Genomic DNA, 16,421 nt, shown 5'->3' with positions numbered 1-16,421 from the left:
TAAGCGCCCCAGCCGCCTACAGCCCGAGCCGACGCTTCATGTCGGTTCGCTGCTGGTTCAATTCCGTCAATTCGGCCAGTTCCTCGGGGGTGAAGGTGGATTGCCGCGCCAGCCTGTCCAGCCGGTCGCAGCAGGCGTCATAGCGCATCTTGAGCACCGCTGCCTGCAGCTCCTCCCCCGCGATCCGTTCCTGCTCACGCTGCCGCTCGGGCACCGTCTCGTCGTCCGGATTCTGTAACAGCAAATCGCGGACGTTTTCATCATAGTCCAGAATTTCGCGGAAGATTTCCTCGTAAGTCGCCCCGTTCGAGGACGTCCTGAGGACATCCGACAGCAGCCGGAACTCCGCGCCTTCGCCCAGCGCACGCGCATGATCGACGACTTCCGCGAACAATTCGCCGATGCGCGGCAGCGCGCGCAGGGTCACAATCTGTTCGTCGTCGAGCTGCGACGCGATGCGCGGATGCATCACCAGCGTGCGCAACGCGCGCTTTTCGCTGTCCGTCACGCGGCGCCGCTCGCTGCGCGCGGGCGCCTGGCGCGGCGGCGTGGCGATGCGCGTATCGACGTCCGACAGCGCCGCGACCTCTTCGAACGGGATATCGAGACGGTCGGCGAACATGTGCATGATCTGCGCGCGCAACGCGTTCGCCGGCAGCGCCTGCAACAGCGGCTTCGCATCGAACAGCGCCTTCGCGCGGCCTTCCGGCTGATCGAGCGCCTTGCCGGCAATCGCTTCGTTCAACAGAAATTGCGACAGCGGCATCGCACGCTCGACCTGCTCGGAGAACGCCTCCGCGCCGAATTCGCGCACGTAGCTGTCCGGATCGTGCTCGGTCGGCAGAAAAAGGAACCGGATCGTGCGGTTGTCGCCCGCGTGCGGCAGGCATGCCTCGAGCGCGCGCCGCGCCGCGCGCCGTCCGGCCGAATCGCCGTCGAAACTGAAAATGACCGTGTCGGTCTGGCGCAGCAGCTTCTGCACGTGAATCGGCGTGCAGGCGGTGCCGAGCGTCGCGACCGCGTTCGGAAACCCGAGCTGCGCGAGCGCGACGACGTCCATGTAGCCTTCGACGACCAGCACGTACTTGCGCTCGCGAATCGCGAGCCGCGCCTCGAACAGCCCGTACAGCTCGCTGCCCTTGTTGAACAACGGCGTTTCCGGCGAATTCAGGTACTTCGGTTCGCCGCTGCCGAGCACGCGGCCGCCGAAACCGATCACCTGCCCCTTCACGTTGCGGATCGGGAACATGATCCGCTCGCGGAACCGGTCGTAGCGGCGTGCGACGCCCTGGGCGTCGGTCTTCTCGCTGACGATCACGAGCCCCGCCTCGACGAGCGACTCGTCGCGATAGTCCGGGAACGCGGCCTCGAGGTTCTGCCAGCCGTCCGGCGCATAGCCGAGACCGAAGCGCGCGGCGATCTCGCCGGTCAGGCCCCGGTTCTTCAGGTACTGGATCGCGACGGTCGCGCCGCGCAACTGCTTGCGGTAGTAGTCGCACGCCGCGGTCATCGCATCGGACAGCGCGGTCGCCACCGATTTCGACACGGGCGCCGGATAGTCGCCGCCACCGCCTCCGCCCCCACCGCGCATCGACGGTTCGTGCGGCACGGTCAGCCCGACGGATTGCGCGAGTTCCTGCACGGCTTCCGGGAACGTGAGCCCCGCATGTTCCATCAGGAAGCCGATCGCGGTGCCGTGCGCGCCGCAGCCGAAGCAGTGATAGAACTGCTTGGTCGGGCTGACGGTAAACGACGGGCTCTTCTCGTTATGGAACGGGCACAGCCCCATGAAGTTGGCGCCGCCCTTCTTGAGCTGCACGTACCGGCCCACCACGTCGACGATATCGACGCGGTTCAGCAAATCCTGCAGGAACGAATGCGGAATCACCGTGGGATCGAGCGAAAAAAGACAATACGATGCCCGGCGCACGCATCGCTGGGCGCGCCGGGAACGGGTTTTACTTCGTGAGCGCGGCCTTGACCTGCGCGGAAACGGCCGTCATGTCGGCACGGCCGGCGAGCTTGCCCTTCAATACGCCCATCACCTTGCCCATGTCCTGCGGGCCGGCCGCGCCGGTTTGCGCGACGGCCGCCTGGACCTCGGCCGCCACTTCGGCGTCCGACAGTTGCGCGGGCATGTAGCCGCCCAGCACGGTCAGCTCGGCCTGCTCCTTCGCGACCAGATCGTCGCGACCGGCGGCCTGGAACTGACTGATCGAATCCTTGCGCTGCTTGATCATCTTGTCGATCACGGCCGTGATGCCCGCGTCGTCGAGCGTGACCCGATCGTCGACTTCGCGCTGCTTGATCGCGGCCATCAGCAGGCGAATCGTTGCCAGGCGCTCGCTTTCCTTCGCGCGCATCGCGGCCTTCATGTCTTCGCTGATCTGCTCTTTCAAACTCATCTTTCACCCGGGATGGAAACGTGAATCCGACGCCCGCGAACGGGCGTCAACACAAAAACCCGCTTGGGACAGTGTCTCAAGCGGGTTGCTCGAATCCGGCATCGGCGACTCGCCGCCTGATCGGCTGCGCGATCGCACTCGATCGCACGGAGTCCCCGGTGCGCCGCTCAGCGAACCGCGCGGCGCCCAATCGTTCAGTACAGCTTCTTCGGCAGCGTCTGGCTGCGAATACGCTTGTAATGACGCTTCACCGCAGCGGCCTTCTTACGCTTGCGTTCTGCGGTCGGCTTCTCGTAAAACTCGCGCGCACGAAGCTCGGTCAGCAGACCGTTCTTCTCGATCGTGCGCTTGAAGCGACGCATTGCAACTTCGAACGGCTCGTTCTCTTTAACGCGAATGATCGTCATGATCCGACACGAATAAAGGTTTGCAAGGAAAGACTACCGAGTATAGCAGAGCGATTGTTCAAAGGCACGGACCCCAACCCGCCAACACGGCGCCGGCCGGCGCGTCAGGCGCCTCGCGCATACTCGGCCGCGGCCTGCCCGGCCGCCGTGCCGGACGCCCACGCCCACTGGAAGTTGTAGCCGCCGAGCCAGCCCGTCACGTCCACCGCCTCGCCGACGAAGAACAGCCCCGGCACGCGCGCGCTCATCATCGTCGCCGACGACAGCTCGCGCGTATCGACCCCGCCCTTCGTCACTTCGGCCTTCTTGTAGCCTTCGGTGCCGTTCGGCGTCAGCGTCCAGCCGGACAGCGCGTCGCCGATCTGGCGCAGCGTCTTGTCGGGCAGGTCCGCGAGCCGAGCGTCGGCCGCGACGCGATGCGTGTCGAGCCACGCATGCGCGAGGCGCGACGGCACCCACTCGGCGAGGAGTGAGCCGATCTGGCGCTTCGACGTGCGTTTCGCGTCGAGCAGATCGGCCACCGTGTCGCGCTGCGGCAGCAGGTCGACGCGGATCGGGTCGCCGGGCTGCCAGTAGCTCGAAATCTGCAGGATGCCGGGACCGGAGAGTCCGCGGTGCGTCAGCAGCAGGTCCTCGACAAATTCGCCGCCGCGCTTTTTGTCGCCGGTCGATACGCGCACCTCGAGCGATACGCCGGACAGCGGCGCGAACGGCGCCCAGTCCTGCGGCGCGAACGTCAGCGGCACGAGCGCGGGCCGCGTATCGACGAGCTTGTGGCCGAACTGCTTCGCGAGCCGGTAGCCGAAGTCGGTCGCACCGATCTTCGGAATCGACAGCCCGCCGGTCGCGACGATCAGTGCGCGCGCCCCGATCGGCCCGGCCTGCTGCGTGTCGAGCGTGAAACCGTCGGACGGCGCATGGCGCACCGCGTCGACAACGACGGGCCGGCGCCACGCGATGCCGCCCGCGTCGCACTCGTGCTTCAGCACGTCGATGATCGCGTCGCTGCCATGGTCGCAAAAGAGCTGACCCTTGTGCTTTTCGTGCCAGGTCACGTGATGGCGCTTGAGCAGCCCGAGGAAGTCGCGCGGCGTATAGCGCGCGAGCGCCGAGCGCGCGAAATGCGGATTCGACGACAGGTAGTTGTCGGGGCCGGCGTACAGGTTCGTGAAGTTGCAGCGGCCGCCGCCCGAGATGCGGATTTTCTCGGCAAGCCGCGGTGCGTGATCGATCAGCACGACGCGGCGGCCGAGCTGGCCTGCGACCGCGGCGCTCATCATGCCGGCGGCGCCCGCGCCGATCACGGCGATATCATAAGTTTCCATGGCGCGGATTGTACCTGCCCGGCATCCGGCCCGGGCCGCCGCCAGCGGCGGCCGGCCCCCGCCTGCTATACTTTCCGGTTACGTTGACCTACCTGCGGCGCGCCCGAAACGGCGCGCCCCGCCCGCACCCATGCTCGTTCTCGGCATCGAAAGCTCCTGCGACGAAACCGGCCTCGCGCTCTACGACACGCAGCGCGGCCTGCTCGCGCACGCGCTCCATTCGCAGATCGCGATGCACCGCGACTACGGCGGCGTCGTGCCCGAGCTCGCATCGCGCGACCACATCCGCCGCGCGCTGCCGTTGCTCGAGGAAGTGATGGCGCAAAGCGGCACGCGCCGCGACGACATCGACGCGATCGCGTTCACGCAGGGCCCCGGCCTCGCCGGCGCGCTACTGGTCGGCGCGAGCATCGCGAATGCACTCGCGCTCGCGTGGAACAAGCCGACCGTCGGCATCCATCACCTCGAAGGCCACCTGCTGTCGCCGTTGCTGGTCGACGAGCCGCCGCCGTTCCCGTTCGTCGCGCTGCTGGTTTCCGGCGGCCACACGCAACTGATGCGCGTGACCGACGTCGGCGTGTACGAGACGCTCGGCGAAACGCTCGACGACGCGGCCGGCGAAGCGTTCGACAAGACGGCGAAACTGATCGGCCTCGGCTACCCGGGCGGCCCCGAAGTATCGAAGCTGGCCGAAACGGGCACGCCGGGCGCGGTCGTGCTGCCGCGCCCGATGCTGCATTCGGGCGATCTCGACTTCAGCTTCAGCGGCCTGAAGACGGCCGTGCTCACGCAGATGAAGAAATTCGAAGCGGCGAAGCTCGAAGGCGAAGCCCTCGAACGCGCGAAGGCCGACCTGGCACGCGGCTTCGTCGATGCGGCCGTCGACGTACTCGTCGCGAAGTCGCTCGCCGCACTGAAGAAAACGAAGCTCAAGCGCCTCGTGGTCGCGGGCGGCGTCGGCGCGAATCGCCAGTTGCGCGCGGCACTGTCGGCGGCCGCGGCCAAGCGCGGCTTCGACGTGCACTACCCCGATCTCGCGCTCTGCACCGACAACGGCGCGATGATCGCGCTCGCAGGCGCGCTGCGGCTCGGCCGCTGGCCGGAACAGGCGAATGCCGACTACGCGTTCACGGTGAAGCCGCGCTGGGACCTCGCGTCGCTCGCGGGCTGAATCGCGCCACGCGACACCGCCAGCCGGAAAGCGAAAAAGCCGCTCGTTCGAGCGGCTTTTCTCATTGGCATGACCCATCCTGAAATAGGTTGACACTTTTTCGCCGAGACGAAGAGGTGGCAAGTGGAGCAAGGGATCAAGCGGACGCAGCGGGATTACAGCCTGGCTTTTAAGCTGTCAGTGGTGGCGCAGGTCGAAAAAGGCGAACTGACGTACAAAGAGGCGCAGCGGCGCTACGGCATCCAGGGTCGCTCGACGGTGCTGGTATGGTTACGCAGGCACGGCTTGCAGGATTGGGCCGATCCATCCGGCCGTGCGCAATCGGGTTCCACCATGCCAAAGCCAGACTCAAAGCCGCTCACACCCGAGCAGCGCATCAAGGAGTTGGAGACGCAGTTGCGAGAGGCGCAGGAGAAAGCGGCGCTATTCGAGGCGGTGCTCGACGTGATGCGCAAGGACTACGGGATCACCGTAAAAAAGCCTTCGGGCAGGTCGTCGCGCAAAAGCAGATCAAAAAGCTGAGCGTCGAGCGAGCCTGCCGCTACATGGGCATCAGCCGCCAAGCGTATTACAAGCGATGTCGCAGCGAGCAGTGCCGTTGCTCGCAAGCTGAGACCGTGGCGACGCTGGTGCGGGACGTCCGGCTTCGCCAGCCGAGGCTCGGAACACGAAAGCTGCATCATCTGCTCGGGCCTGCCTTGGTGGAGCGCGGCATCAAGCTGGGACGGGATCGGCTGTTCGACGTGCTGCGCGCCGCGCGCCTGCTGGTCGTGCCGCACCGGGCGTACCACAAGACGACTCAAAGCCATCATCGCTTCCGGCGTCATCCGAATCTGCTGAAACCCGGGCCGGATCAAATCGTGCCGACCGGCCCCGAACAGGTATGGGTGGCCGACATCACGTACCTGCCGACGGCTGGCCCGTTTGTGTATTTGAGCCTCGTCACGGATGCGTTCTCGCGCAAGATCGTCGGCCATCACGTTCACGAGAGCCTGCAAACCGAGCAGGTCAGTCAGGCGCTGAAGAAGGCGTTGCGCAGGCGCCAGACCCACCAGCCCTTGATCCATCACTCCGATCGCGGGGTCCAGTACTGCGCGACCTACTATCAGGACATCCATCGGCGTCACGGCTTGCGATGTTCGATGACGGACGGCTACGACTGCTATCAGAACGCGCTGGCCGAGCGGGTCAACGGCATTCTCAAGGGCGAGTTCCTGCTGCAACGTCCCGCTGACCTCGAGCAAGCCGCCAAGATGGTCGAACAGTCCATCCGCATCTATAACCACGAGCGACCGCATGCCGCGCTGAAATACAAAACGCCCGATGCGGTGCATCGGGCGTTCTAGCGTCTGAATACTGTCAACCTATTCCAGGACTTGACAGGCGCCCGGAGAACCCGCGGCACCGGCGCCATCAGTGACGGAGCTCGTCGGGACCGCCGCCTCCCCCGCCGCCGTGGTTGCCGCCGCCGTTTCCGCCGCCTTGCGGCCGCGCATAACCGCCGCCGCCCCCACCTCCCTGGCGCGCGGGCTGAGGCATCGTGCGGACCTCCCCGCCCGGCGCGGGCGGCGGGCGCAGCCCGGCCGGCGGCGGGCCGGCCGGGCGTGTATTGCCCGCCCCACCCGGCATCGGCGTCGGCGCCGCCGGGCTGGCCGGACGCACATTACCCATCCCACCCGGCATCGGCGTCGGCGGGCTGGCCGGACGCGCATTGCCCGTCCCACCCGGCATCGGCGTCGGTGCCGGTGCAGCCGGCGGCGCCACGCGGTTCGCGCCGTTCCAGCCGCCGCGCGTCGCCGAGGGCCGCGTGTCGTGCACGGGCGGCGGGCCGCCCGGCGCGACCTGCATCGGCGCACCCGGTTGTGGACGCCCTTGCGCGGGCGGCATGCCGCCGGGGCCGAGCCTCGGCTCCGCACGATGCGCCCAGCGATCACGGTCGGGATACCACGGGCGGTGCCGGTAATAGCGATCCCAGTACGCGCCGATCGCAAAACCGGTCACCGGCACGCCGATGATCGCGCCGTATTCGAGCAACGGCACGTAGTTGCCCTGGTACGGATAATCGAGCAATTGCGCGTCGATCCAGCCGCGCACGCCCGGCAGCGCGACATCGCACCACGTGTAGTCGCTCAGGCAGCCGAACACATCCAGCGCGGTGCCGGGCGGGACCTGCGCGACCACCGGATAATCGGGCGCCGGCCCGGCAAACAGCTCGGCCGGCGAGTTCGTGTAAGCGCTGCTCTGCGCATCGGCAACGCCCGGTGCGGCCGCGAGGCTGGCCAGGACGACGCACAGACTTCGGACAATCGTGTTCCTCATGATGCTCTCCCGCGCCGCGCCGCCGCGCGCCGGTCAGTGCCGATGGCCGCCGCCCCAGTGGCCGCCACCCCAATGCCCGCCGCCCCACGGACGATGCCAGTACCCGCCGCGGCCACCCCAGTATCCGCCGCCGCCCCAGCGGCCCCAGAAGCCGATCGTCACGGGCGGCCCGTACCAGCCGGAGTAGTACGCCGGGTAGTAATACGGATACGGCGGCGGCACGTAGGCCGGGGCGACATACACCGGCGCCGCCGGGCCGGCGTCGACCTGCGCCTGGGGTACGGTCGAGGGCGCCGGACCGGACGCGGCCGGTGCGGCTGGAATCTCGCGCTGCGTCACCGTGGCAGGCACCGGCGCGTAATAAGGTGCATAACCGTACGGGCTCGTGTAGTAGCAGCCGCCAAGCATCAGTGCGGCCAGCGCGACGACGGCGGGCCTCGCGGCGGAAATCGGGTTCATCTCGTACTCCGGCAGAATCCGCGCGTCGCCGCCGGGCGCGCGCCTGACTCTAGCTTACGTCCCCTGCAGATTTCCGCGCGTATGATCGGTTACTTTTTGTTTCCTGCGCCGCACGGCCGGCCGGGAACGCCGCGTGCTGGCCCGTCCGCGGCGCCGGCGTTGAAGTTGGCGCAAATGCCCTCAACTTGAACGATGTCGGGCTGACCGGCGCGGACGGGCGTCCGCGACCCACCGGCAACCGCAAACCGGCGAGCTTCGGCCCGCCCAGACAGGAACGCGGCTCGCGCCGCCATCGACATGACTACGCCACGCCCCACTCCCCGGGCGGACACACCGCTCGATCCGATCATCCAGCTGCTGGCGCTCGCCGGCGAGCAGGGTTATCTGACGCACGCCGACCTCGTCGACGCGCTGCCGCCCGAAAGCGACAGCCCCGACGCGCTCGACGTCGTGCGCGCCGCGCTGGCCGACATCGGCATCGCGGTACTCGACGAGCCGGCCGTGCCTGCACCGTTTGCCGGCGCGGCGCCGGTCGAGGTCGATCGCGACGCGCTCGACGAAGGCCGGGCCATGCTCGGCGACCTCGCACGCGGTACGAGCGCGTCGACCGATCCGCTCGCGCTCTACATGCGGCGCATGCATGCGGTGCCGCTGCTCACGCGCGAAGGCGAAATCGTGCTCGCCCGCGAGATCGAGACGGGCCGTCATCAGGTGCTGCACGCGATTGCCGGCTATCCGCCCGCGGTCGACGTGCTGCTCGAGCGTCATCGCACGAGGAGCGCAACCGGCGCAAACGGATCGCCCGACGAAGAGGATGGCGAAACGCCCGCGCCCGCCCGCTACGACGCGCTGCACGCAGCGGTGTCGGCGCTGCGCGATGCACTGCATGCGCATGGCAGCCGTTCGGCCAACTACCGCGACGCGCGCAACCACGTGGCCGCCCTGCTCGGTTCGCTCGCGTGGGTCGCGCCGGCCGTCGACGACGCGAGCCGTGCGGTGCGCGCGCTCGCTGCCGCCTCCGACGATCCTTCGACAGCCGATGCCGCGTACTTCGACGCGGTCGCACGGCGTGCACTTGCCGCCGCGTTGAGCGACGGCCAGCAAAAGGTACGCGATGCGACGCGGGCAATGCTCGAGGCGAATCTGCGGCTCGTGCTGTCGATCGCGCGCAAGTACCTGAACCGCGGCGTCGACCTGTCCGATCTCGTGCAGGACGGCTGTCTCGGCCTGATGCGCGCGATCGAGAAATTCGAATACCGACGCGGGTTCAAGTTCTCGACCTATGCGACCTGGTGGATTCGCCAGGCGATCGCGCGTGCGGTCGCGGATCGTTCACGCACGATCCGCGTGCCGGTGCACGTCGGTGATCAGTACCAGCGCGTGCAGCGGCATGCGCTGCGCTTTCGCCAGCGCACGGGCCGGCGGGCTACGCCAGCCGAGCTCGCGGCCGAAACCGGCCTCGACGAAGGCAAGCTGCGCGCGGTGCTCGCGCTGCCGGCCGAGCCGGTGTCGCTCGACACACCGCTGCCCGACGCGGACACGGGCCTCGTGGAACTGATCGAGGATCAGGCATCGGCCAGCCCGTTCGAGCAACTGGCCGACACGCGCATGCGCGAATGCGTGCGGACGCTGCTGCGCTCGGTCACGCCGACCGAGGCCGACGTGCTGCGCCGGCGGTTCGGCCTCGGCGGCGCCGAGCCCGACACCTACGACGCGATCGCGCAGGATGCCGGGATGTCGCGGGAACGTGTGCGGCAGATCGAAAAACGGGCGCTCGCCGCGCTGCGTACGGCCGCCGAAGCCGAGAACGCGCAGTCGTTCCTCGACGCGTAACCGCATCACGCGCAGCGCACGGTCATGCCGTGTTCCGGCACGACCGTGCGCTGCGCGCCTGTGTTACGTTTGCCATTGACGCGCATCAAGTTTTCTTCATCGCGCGCCGCGACAATGGTTGACAGCCGACCGGCGCACCGCTCGCCGCGTCCATTCCGTTTGTGCTTTCCGGGTCCGTTGCCATGCAGTCGACCGTCAGCCAGACGTACGAGGAAAACCGGCCTGTCGCGGCCTGCCTGCGCGAGGCCGCGCAGTGGCTCGTCGACCAGGGTGCGAACCCGTACCGGGTCGCCGCGTACCGCGCGGCGGCCGATACGGTCGACACGCTTGACCGCGACATCCGCACCGTGTTCGAAACCGGCGGCGTCGAAGCACTCGGCGCGCTGCCCGACGTCGGCGCCGGCGTCGCGCAGGCGATCGCCGAACTGCTGGTGACGGGGCGCTGGCGCCAGCTCGACCGCTTGCGCGGCGACGCCGAACGCGCGTCGGCATTCGAAGCGGTGCCGGGCATTGGCCACGCGCTCGCGTTGCGCATTCATGATGCGCTGCACATCGACACGCTGGAGGAGCTCGAACGCGCGGCCCGCAACGGCCAACTCGAAACGATCGCGGGCGTCGGCCCGCGGCGCGCGGTCGGCATCCGCGCCGCGCTCGACGACGTGCTGAGCCGCCGCCGGCGCTGGCAAGGCCACATGCAAAGCGCCGGCCCCGGCACGGAACCGCCCGTCGAGCTGCTGCTCTACATCGATCGCCAGTACCGCAACAAGGCCGCCGCGGGCGTGCTGCCGACGCTCGCGCACCGGCGCCTGAACGCGGACGGCTACGTGCCGCCGCCGGTGATGCACATGACCAAGGGCGGCTGGCATTTCACGGCGCTGAGCCAGCATGCGGCCATGCGCACGCCGGAAGCCGGCCGACCGACCGACTGGGTCTCGCTCTACTTCTACGACGCCGTGCAGTGCGAACACCAGCGCACCGTCTTCACCGAAACGTACGGCGCGCTCGTCGGCAAGCGGATCGTGCGCGGGCGCGAGATGGAATGCCGCGTGTATTACGCGGGGTGAGTCCAGCGGGGGTGGCTTCGCTGAAGTCGAAAGCCCCACTGTCGGCATCGCCTTTTCTCGACCCGGCACGTCAAGCCGATGGCGTCGCCACGTAGCCGCCCTCCTGCCGAACCGCTACCGCACCGCCCGCCTCGCGCCGGCTCGCCGTCTACGCACCTTCCCCCTTCGCACGGCGCGCCGGATGACGATGCGCGGCAATGCGCAGCAGCTTCTGGAACGACGGGCATTCGAGATGGTTCGCCGCCGGGCACACAGCCGCATGCCGCAGTGCATCGCGCACCGCGCCAAGACGGCGGATCGTGCGGTCGAGCTCGTCCGCCTTGCCGTCGAGCTTCGCGCGATCGATCGCGGGCCGCCCCTGCGCGCCGACCATCGCGAGAATGTCGTCGAGCGAGAAACCGGCCTCGCGGCCGAGCGCGATCAACGCCAGGCGCTCCAGCACCGCCTCGTCGTATTGCCGCCGCAGCCCATGCCGGCCAATCGGAACGATCAGCCCTTTTTCCTCGTAGTAGCGCAGCGTCGATGCGGGCAACCCCGTGCGCCGCGCCACGTCCGCAATGTCCAGTCGGCTCATGCTTGACCTCAAGTGAACTTGAAGTTGCAAGATAGTCGCTCGACTCCATGAAGACAAGCCTGGACCGCCATGAAACCGTTGAACCCGCGTCGTATTCCACCATGCCGCATCGCCATTGCCGCGCGCAGCGCAGGTGTGCGATGAGCCTATCCGGCATCCTCCTCAAACTGCTGTTGATCGGCGCGGGCGCCACGCTCCTGATGGATCTGTGGACGCTGTTCCGGCGGCATGCGTTCGGGATTCCGTCGCTCGACTACGCGCTGGTCGGCCGCTGGCTCGGCCACATGATGCACGGCCGGTTCCGGCATGCGTCGATCGTCGCCGCCGCACCCGTGGCCGGCGAACGCGCGCTCGGCTGGGTCGCGCATTACGCGATCGGCATCGCGTTCGCGGCCCTGCCCGTGCTGATCGCCGGCCCGGCATGGATCGGCGCGCCGACGCCGCTTCCCGCACTCGTCGCCGGGCTCGCGAGCGTGGTCGCGCCGTTCTTCGTGATGCAGCCGGCGTTCGGCTTCGGCATCGCAGCGTCACGCACGCCGCAGCCGGGTATCGCGCGCCGGCGCAGCCTCGTCACGCATCTGTCGTACGGGGTGGGACTCTATCTTGCGGCGGTCATGCTCGCGGCGCTCGCGCACTGAACTCCGCGATTGACATGCAGCGCGCCGGGTAGCGCTCGTTCAACCGGCAATCGCCGGCAGTGCATCGCGCCGGAGCGCCATCAGTCTGCGCGCTCGTTGTTTTCAAGCCATCCGGTGCGCCCGGCCGGACGCCCGCGTCACTCGCCGCCGCAGTCGATCAGGTTGCGGCGCACCCGCCCGAGCAGCCGCACCAGCGTATCGCGCTCGTCGGGCGTGAAGCCGCGCAGCCCGTCGTCGGCGACGGTATCGCCCACCTCCAGCATCTGCGGAAAGATCTCGCGCGACTTGTCGGTCAGCCGGATCACGAACGCGCGGCGGTCGTCGTCGTTCGCGATGCGTTCGATCCAGCCATAGCTTTCCATCCGGTCGAGCAGCCGCGTGAGCGAGATCGGCGTGATCTCGAGCCATTCGGCGAGCCGCGCCTGGTTCATCTCGCCCTTCCACGTCAGGTACGCGAGCACGCGGCTTTGCGCCCGCGTCAGCCCGATGCGCTTCGCGCGCCGGTCGAACAGCCGTCCGTTCAGACGGGCCACGTCGGCGATCAGGTAACCAATCCGGTTCTCGTAGGTCTTGTCCATCCGGCGATTATAGGGTCAAGCCGGAACCGGCCCGTGGCTCGCGACCCAGCGATAAGCGGCTATATAATAAGCATGCTTATAATTTACGTCATACCGGATCGCCGACCACGGCGGCCGCCCCACGGAGACACCGCTTGAACCCCGCCGCCGCCGACGCCGATACCCCCGCCTCGCCCGCCCTGAACCGGCCGATGCTGACCCTGTCGATCATGCTCGCCACGCTGATCCAGACCCTCGACAGCACGATCGCGAACGTCGCGCTGCCGCACATGCAGGGCACGCTGTCCGCGTCGCAGGACGAAATCACGTGGGTGCTGACCTCCTACATCGTCGCGGCGGCGATCGCGACGCCGCTCACCGGCTGGCTGTCCGACCGGCTGAGCGTGAAGCGGCTGCTGATCGTGTCGATCGCGGGCTTCACGGTGGCGTCGGCGCTGTGCGGGCTGTCGGAGACGCTCGTGCAGATCGTCGGCGCGCGGCTGCTGCAGGGTGTGTTCGGCGCCGCGCTTGTGCCGCTGTCGCAATCGATCCTGCTCGACATCAATCCGCGCGAGAAACAGGGCCAGGCGATGGCGATCTGGGGAATGGGCGTGATGGTCGGCCCGATCCTCGGCCCGACGCTCGGCGGCTGGCTCACCGACAGCTACAACTGGCGCTGGGTGTTCTTCATCAACGTGCCGATCGGCGCGTTCGCACTCGCCGGCGTGATGACCTTCCTGCCGGCACGCGCGCCGCGCCCGCACGTGAAATTCGATGCATTCGGCTTCGCGACGCTCGCGCTCGCGATCGGCGCGTTCCAGGCGATGCTCGACCGCGGCGAGCAGCTCGACTGGTTCGGTTCGTACGAGATCCGCATCGAGGCGCTCGTCGCGGCCCTGAGCTTCGCGTTCTTCCTCGCGCACACGGCGACCGTCGGCAAGGCGTCGTTCTTCAAGTCGGAACTGTTGCGCGATCCGAATTTCGCGACGGGTACGCTGTTCATCTTCGTGGTCGGCGCGGTGCTGTACGCGACGCGCGCGCTGCTGCCGCCGATGCTGCAGAACCTGATGGGCTACCCGGTCGCGACGACGGGCCTCGTCACCGCGCCGAGCGGCGCCGGCACGATGATCGCGATGCTGTTCGTCGGAAGGCTGCTGAAATACGTGGATGCGCGGATGCTGCTGCTCGCCGGGCTGGCGATTTCCGCGCTCGCGCTGTGGCAGATGATGCAGTACACCGTCGTGCTGTCCGAAGCGGACATCGTATGGCCCGGCGTGATCCAGGGCTTCGGCCTCGGGCTGGTGTTCGTGCCGCTGAGCGCGCTGTCGTTCTCGACGCTGCCGCCGGAGCTGCGCGCGGACGGCACGGCCACCTACAGCCTGATGCGCAACATCGGCAGCAGTATCGGCATCTCGATCGTGCAGACGCTGATGACGCGCAACACGCAGGTCGCGCATGCCGACCTCGCGACCCACGTCACGCCGTTCAACCCGGCCGTGCAGGCGCTGGCCGGCAGCCGCGTCGACCTCGCGCTGCTCGACCGCACGATCAACCAGCAGGCCGCGATGATCGCGTACCTGAACGACTTCAAGCTGATGTTCGTCGCGACGCTGCTGATGATCCCGCTGTTGCTGCTGATCCGCCCGCCGCAGAAAGCGGCGAGCGTCGACGTCGCGCACGCGGCGATGGATTGACGGGCATGCGCCCGTCCCGGGCCCCGTCAGGCCTTCATCGTCCCGGTCCGCACGTAGCGCTCGTGCCACGACAGCGCCTCGGCGAGCAGATGCGGCGTGTGCTTGCCGAAGCTGTCGCGCGACGCCCGCTCGAAGTAGTCCTCGAGCATCGGGCGGTAGTCCGGGTGCGCGCAGGTCGCGATGATCTTGCGCGCGCGCTGCTTCGGCGACAGCCCGCGCAGGTCGGCCAGCCCCTGCTCGGTGACGACCACCGCGACGTCGTGCTCGGTATGGTCGACGTGGCTCGCCATCGGCACGATTCGCGAGATCGCCCCGCCCTTCGCGGTACTCGCCGACATGAAGCACGACAGGTAGCCGTTGCGCGCGAAGTCGCCCGAGCCGCCGATGCCGTTCTGGATCTTCGTGCCCATCACGTGCGTCGAGTTCACGTTGCCGTAGATGTCGGCCTCGATCATCCCGTTCATCGCGATGCAGCCGAGCCGGCGCACGAGCTCCGGGTGGTTGCTGATCTCCTGCGGGCGCAGCACGATCTTCTCGCGGAACGTCGCGATCTCGTCGGCGAAACGCTGCACGGCGGCCGGACTCAGCGACAGCGCGGTGGCCGACGCGAAGCTCAGCGTGCCGTCGTCGAGCAGGTCGAGCATGCCGTCCTGGATCACCTCGGTGTAGGCCGTCAGGTTCGAGAAGCCGGCCGAGCTGAGTTCCGCGAGTACCGCGTTCGTGATGTTGCCGACGCCCGACTGCAGCGGCAGCAGGTTTTCCGGCAGGCGGCCGCGCTTCACTTCGTGGCGCAGGAAATCGATCAGTTGCAGCGCGATCTGCTTGGAGGTCGCATCCGGCGCGCTGAACGCGTTGCTGCGATCGGGCGCGTCGGTCTCGACGATCGCGACGATCTTGTCGGCCGGGCAGCGCAGGTACGGCTCGCCGATCCGGTCGTCGCTCTTCGTCAGCGGAATCGGCTTGCGGTGCGGCGGCAGCGCGGTGCCGTAGTAGATGTCGTGCATCCCGTCGAGGCCGAGCGGCTGACGCGCATTCACTTCGAGGATCACGTGCTTCGCGCGCTCGAGCCAGGTCTTGTTGTTGCCGATCGACGCGGACGGAATCAGCAGCCCGTCCTCGCGGATGCCCGCGACTTCGACGATCGCGACGTCGAGGTCGCCGTACAGCCCGAACCACGCGTATTGCGCGACGTGGCTCAGGTGGACGTCCTGGTAATCGACTTCGCCGCCGTTGATCTTGTCGCGCAACGTCGGGTCGGACTGGTACGGCAACCGCATCGAGATGCCGTTGGTGCGGGCGAGCGCGCCGTCGAGTTCCGGTGCGGTCGACGCGCCCGTCAGCACGTTGATCCGGAAGTCCTCGCCGCGCGCGTGCGCCGCGTCGATGTGGGCGGCCAGCGCGGCCGGCACGGCCTTCGGATAGCCCGACCCGGTGAAGCCGCTCATGGCGACGGTCATGCCGGGGCGGATCAGCGCGGCGGCTTCGTCGGCGGTGCGGACGAGCGAACGCAGGGCGGGAGCGAGGATGCGTGAAGAAGACATGGCTGGTTATCTGACGCTTGGGTCTGTCGTTGACGTCGCGGGGGGTGTCTCCTGAGCGACGCGAAGCCCTTGGGGCCGCGAGGGGCGGCCCGGCACCACGGGCACGGTCCGGAGTATCGCAGAGGCCATCGCCGCGAAATGTCCGCTGGATGCAAAAGATCCTTGCCGGATTTGCCGGGTATCGAACGACCGTTCTGTGACAGGCGATCCGCTCGCGCCGGAGGCAGGCGAAAGGCGCATGAAAGCATCGGGCGAATCGCCGGTTCGCGATCGCCGCCCGGCGCGCGTCAATCGACCGATTTGCATCGACATTGGCCGCCTTTGGCTCGGCAATCGCCGATACCCGTCCGGCGCGGCCGATTGTCGCCCGATGCAGTTTTTCCCGGCCTGACGGAGATCAAGGTCGCATGCGCTGCGCGACACCAGCCGACCGG

General features: G+C 68.1%; 16 protein-coding genes. 7 read left to right on the top strand and 9 right to left on the bottom strand.

Going from position 1 to position 16,421, the window contains the following annotated elements; translation table 11 throughout:
* Positions 1–16 precede the first annotated feature (16 nt).
* The 4 genes from dnaG to HWX07_RS30210 all read right to left on the bottom strand — a co-directional run bounded on the left by dnaG (position 17) and on the right by HWX07_RS30210 (position 4,182).
* On the bottom strand, positions 17–1,888 hold the full coding sequence (gene dnaG, locus HWX07_RS30225) for a DNA primase (protein ID WP_175878773.1): 1,872 nt from the start codon (positions 1,886–1,888) through the stop codon (positions 17–19).
* Positions 1,889–1,958: 70 nt separating this feature from the next.
* Positions 1,959–2,405, bottom strand: coding sequence for a GatB/YqeY domain-containing protein (locus HWX07_RS30220; protein WP_006479409.1), 447 nt, complete (start codon positions 2,403–2,405; stop codon positions 1,959–1,961).
* Between the two features lie 194 nt (positions 2,406–2,599).
* The gene (gene rpsU / locus HWX07_RS30215) at positions 2,600–2,812 is read right to left on the bottom strand and encodes a 30S ribosomal protein S21 (RefSeq protein WP_006479415.1); all 213 of its coding nucleotides are present in this window, start codon (positions 2,810–2,812) and stop codon (positions 2,600–2,602) included.
* 104 nt (positions 2,813–2,916) lie between these two features.
* A complete protein-coding gene (locus tag HWX07_RS30210) occupies positions 2,917–4,182 on the bottom strand; it encodes an NAD(P)/FAD-dependent oxidoreductase (RefSeq protein WP_279612795.1) in 1,266 nt (421 codons plus the stop codon).
* A gap of 85 nt (positions 4,183–4,267) precedes the next feature.
* Between HWX07_RS30210 and tsaD the strand changes: the two genes are divergently transcribed.
* On the top strand, positions 4,268–5,308 hold the full coding sequence (gene tsaD / locus HWX07_RS30205) for a tRNA (adenosine(37)-N6)-threonylcarbamoyltransferase complex transferase subunit TsaD (RefSeq protein ID WP_006479420.1): 1,041 nt from the start codon (positions 4,268–4,270) through the stop codon (positions 5,306–5,308).
* A gap of 123 nt (positions 5,309–5,431) precedes the next feature.
* Positions 5,432–6,654, top strand: a protein-coding gene (locus HWX07_RS30200) for an IS3-like element ISBcen7 family transposase (RefSeq protein ID WP_175878771.1) whose coding sequence is annotated in 2 segments (ribosomal slippage) — positions 5,432–5,797 and positions 5,800–6,654 — 1,221 coding nt in all. Because the reading frame shifts where the segments join, the coding sequence is not laid out codon by codon here.
* A 67-nt stretch (positions 6,655–6,721) separates the two neighbouring features.
* Here the strand turns inward: HWX07_RS30200 and HWX07_RS30195 are convergent.
* Both HWX07_RS30195 and HWX07_RS30190 read right to left on the bottom strand, forming a co-directional pair.
* On the bottom strand, positions 6,722–7,627 hold the full coding sequence (locus HWX07_RS30195) for an SH3 domain-containing protein (protein WP_175878770.1): 906 nt from the start codon (positions 7,625–7,627) through the stop codon (positions 6,722–6,724).
* Between the two features lie 33 nt (positions 7,628–7,660).
* Entirely contained in the window at positions 7,661–8,086 is a 426-nt protein-coding gene (locus HWX07_RS30190) for a hypothetical protein (protein WP_175878769.1), read from the bottom strand.
* Positions 8,087–8,383: 297 nt separating this feature from the next.
* Here HWX07_RS30190 and HWX07_RS30185 point away from each other — a divergent pair, with 297 nt between their 5' ends.
* On the top strand, positions 8,384–9,919 hold the full coding sequence (locus tag HWX07_RS30185) for a sigma-70 family RNA polymerase sigma factor (RefSeq protein WP_175878768.1): 1,536 nt from the start codon (positions 8,384–8,386) through the stop codon (positions 9,917–9,919).
* 182 nt (positions 9,920–10,101) lie between these two features.
* On the top strand, positions 10,102–10,983 hold the full coding sequence (locus HWX07_RS30180; RefSeq protein ID WP_175878767.1) for a helix-hairpin-helix domain-containing protein: 882 nt from the start codon (positions 10,102–10,104) through the stop codon (positions 10,981–10,983).
* Positions 10,984–11,131: 148 nt separating this feature from the next.
* Here the strand turns inward: HWX07_RS30180 and HWX07_RS30175 are convergent, their stop codons facing one another.
* Positions 11,132–11,557, bottom strand: a complete 426-nt coding sequence (locus tag HWX07_RS30175) for a helix-turn-helix domain-containing protein (protein WP_175878766.1) — start codon at positions 11,555–11,557, stop codon at positions 11,132–11,134.
* Positions 11,558–11,697: 140 nt separating this feature from the next.
* Here HWX07_RS30175 and HWX07_RS30170 point away from each other — a divergent pair, with 140 nt between their 5' ends.
* Positions 11,698–12,195 (top strand): DUF2938 domain-containing protein, encoded by a 498-nt coding sequence (locus HWX07_RS30170; protein ID WP_175878765.1) that lies wholly within the window; start codon positions 11,698–11,700, stop codon positions 12,193–12,195.
* A gap of 137 nt (positions 12,196–12,332) precedes the next feature.
* Here HWX07_RS30170 and HWX07_RS30165 read toward each other — a convergent pair whose 3' ends face one another.
* Positions 12,333–12,773 (bottom strand): MarR family transcriptional regulator, encoded by a 441-nt coding sequence (locus HWX07_RS30165; RefSeq protein WP_011547936.1) that lies wholly within the window; start codon positions 12,771–12,773, stop codon positions 12,333–12,335.
* A gap of 191 nt (positions 12,774–12,964) precedes the next feature.
* Here HWX07_RS30165 and HWX07_RS30160 point away from each other — a divergent pair, with 191 nt between their 5' ends.
* Positions 12,965–14,446, top strand: coding sequence for a DHA2 family efflux MFS transporter permease subunit (locus tag HWX07_RS30160; protein WP_085966502.1), 1,482 nt, complete (start codon positions 12,965–12,967; stop codon positions 14,444–14,446).
* A gap of 26 nt (positions 14,447–14,472) precedes the next feature.
* On the opposite strand, the gene HWX07_RS30155 is transcribed toward HWX07_RS30160, so the two are convergent.
* Positions 14,473–15,987 carry an acetyl-CoA hydrolase/transferase family protein gene (locus HWX07_RS30155; RefSeq protein ID WP_011547938.1) on the bottom strand — a complete coding sequence of 505 codons (1,515 nt, stop codon included), beginning with the start codon at positions 15,985–15,987 and terminating at the stop codon, positions 14,473–14,475.
* 238 nt (positions 15,988–16,225) lie between these two features.
* On the opposite strand from HWX07_RS30155, the gene HWX07_RS30150 reads away from it, so the two are divergent.
* Complete coding sequence (locus HWX07_RS30150) at positions 16,226–16,378, top strand: hypothetical protein (RefSeq protein WP_175878764.1); 153 nt, start codon at positions 16,226–16,228, stop codon at positions 16,376–16,378.
* Positions 16,379–16,421 lie beyond the last annotated feature (43 nt).

The organism is Burkholderia sp. BCC0097 (assembly GCF_902832985.1).
GTDB classification, from domain to species: domain Bacteria; phylum Pseudomonadota; class Gammaproteobacteria; order Burkholderiales; family Burkholderiaceae; genus Burkholderia; species Burkholderia orbicola.
Note: the sequence above shows the minus strand (reverse complement) of the source record. Positions and strands in the feature narration are given on the sequence as shown.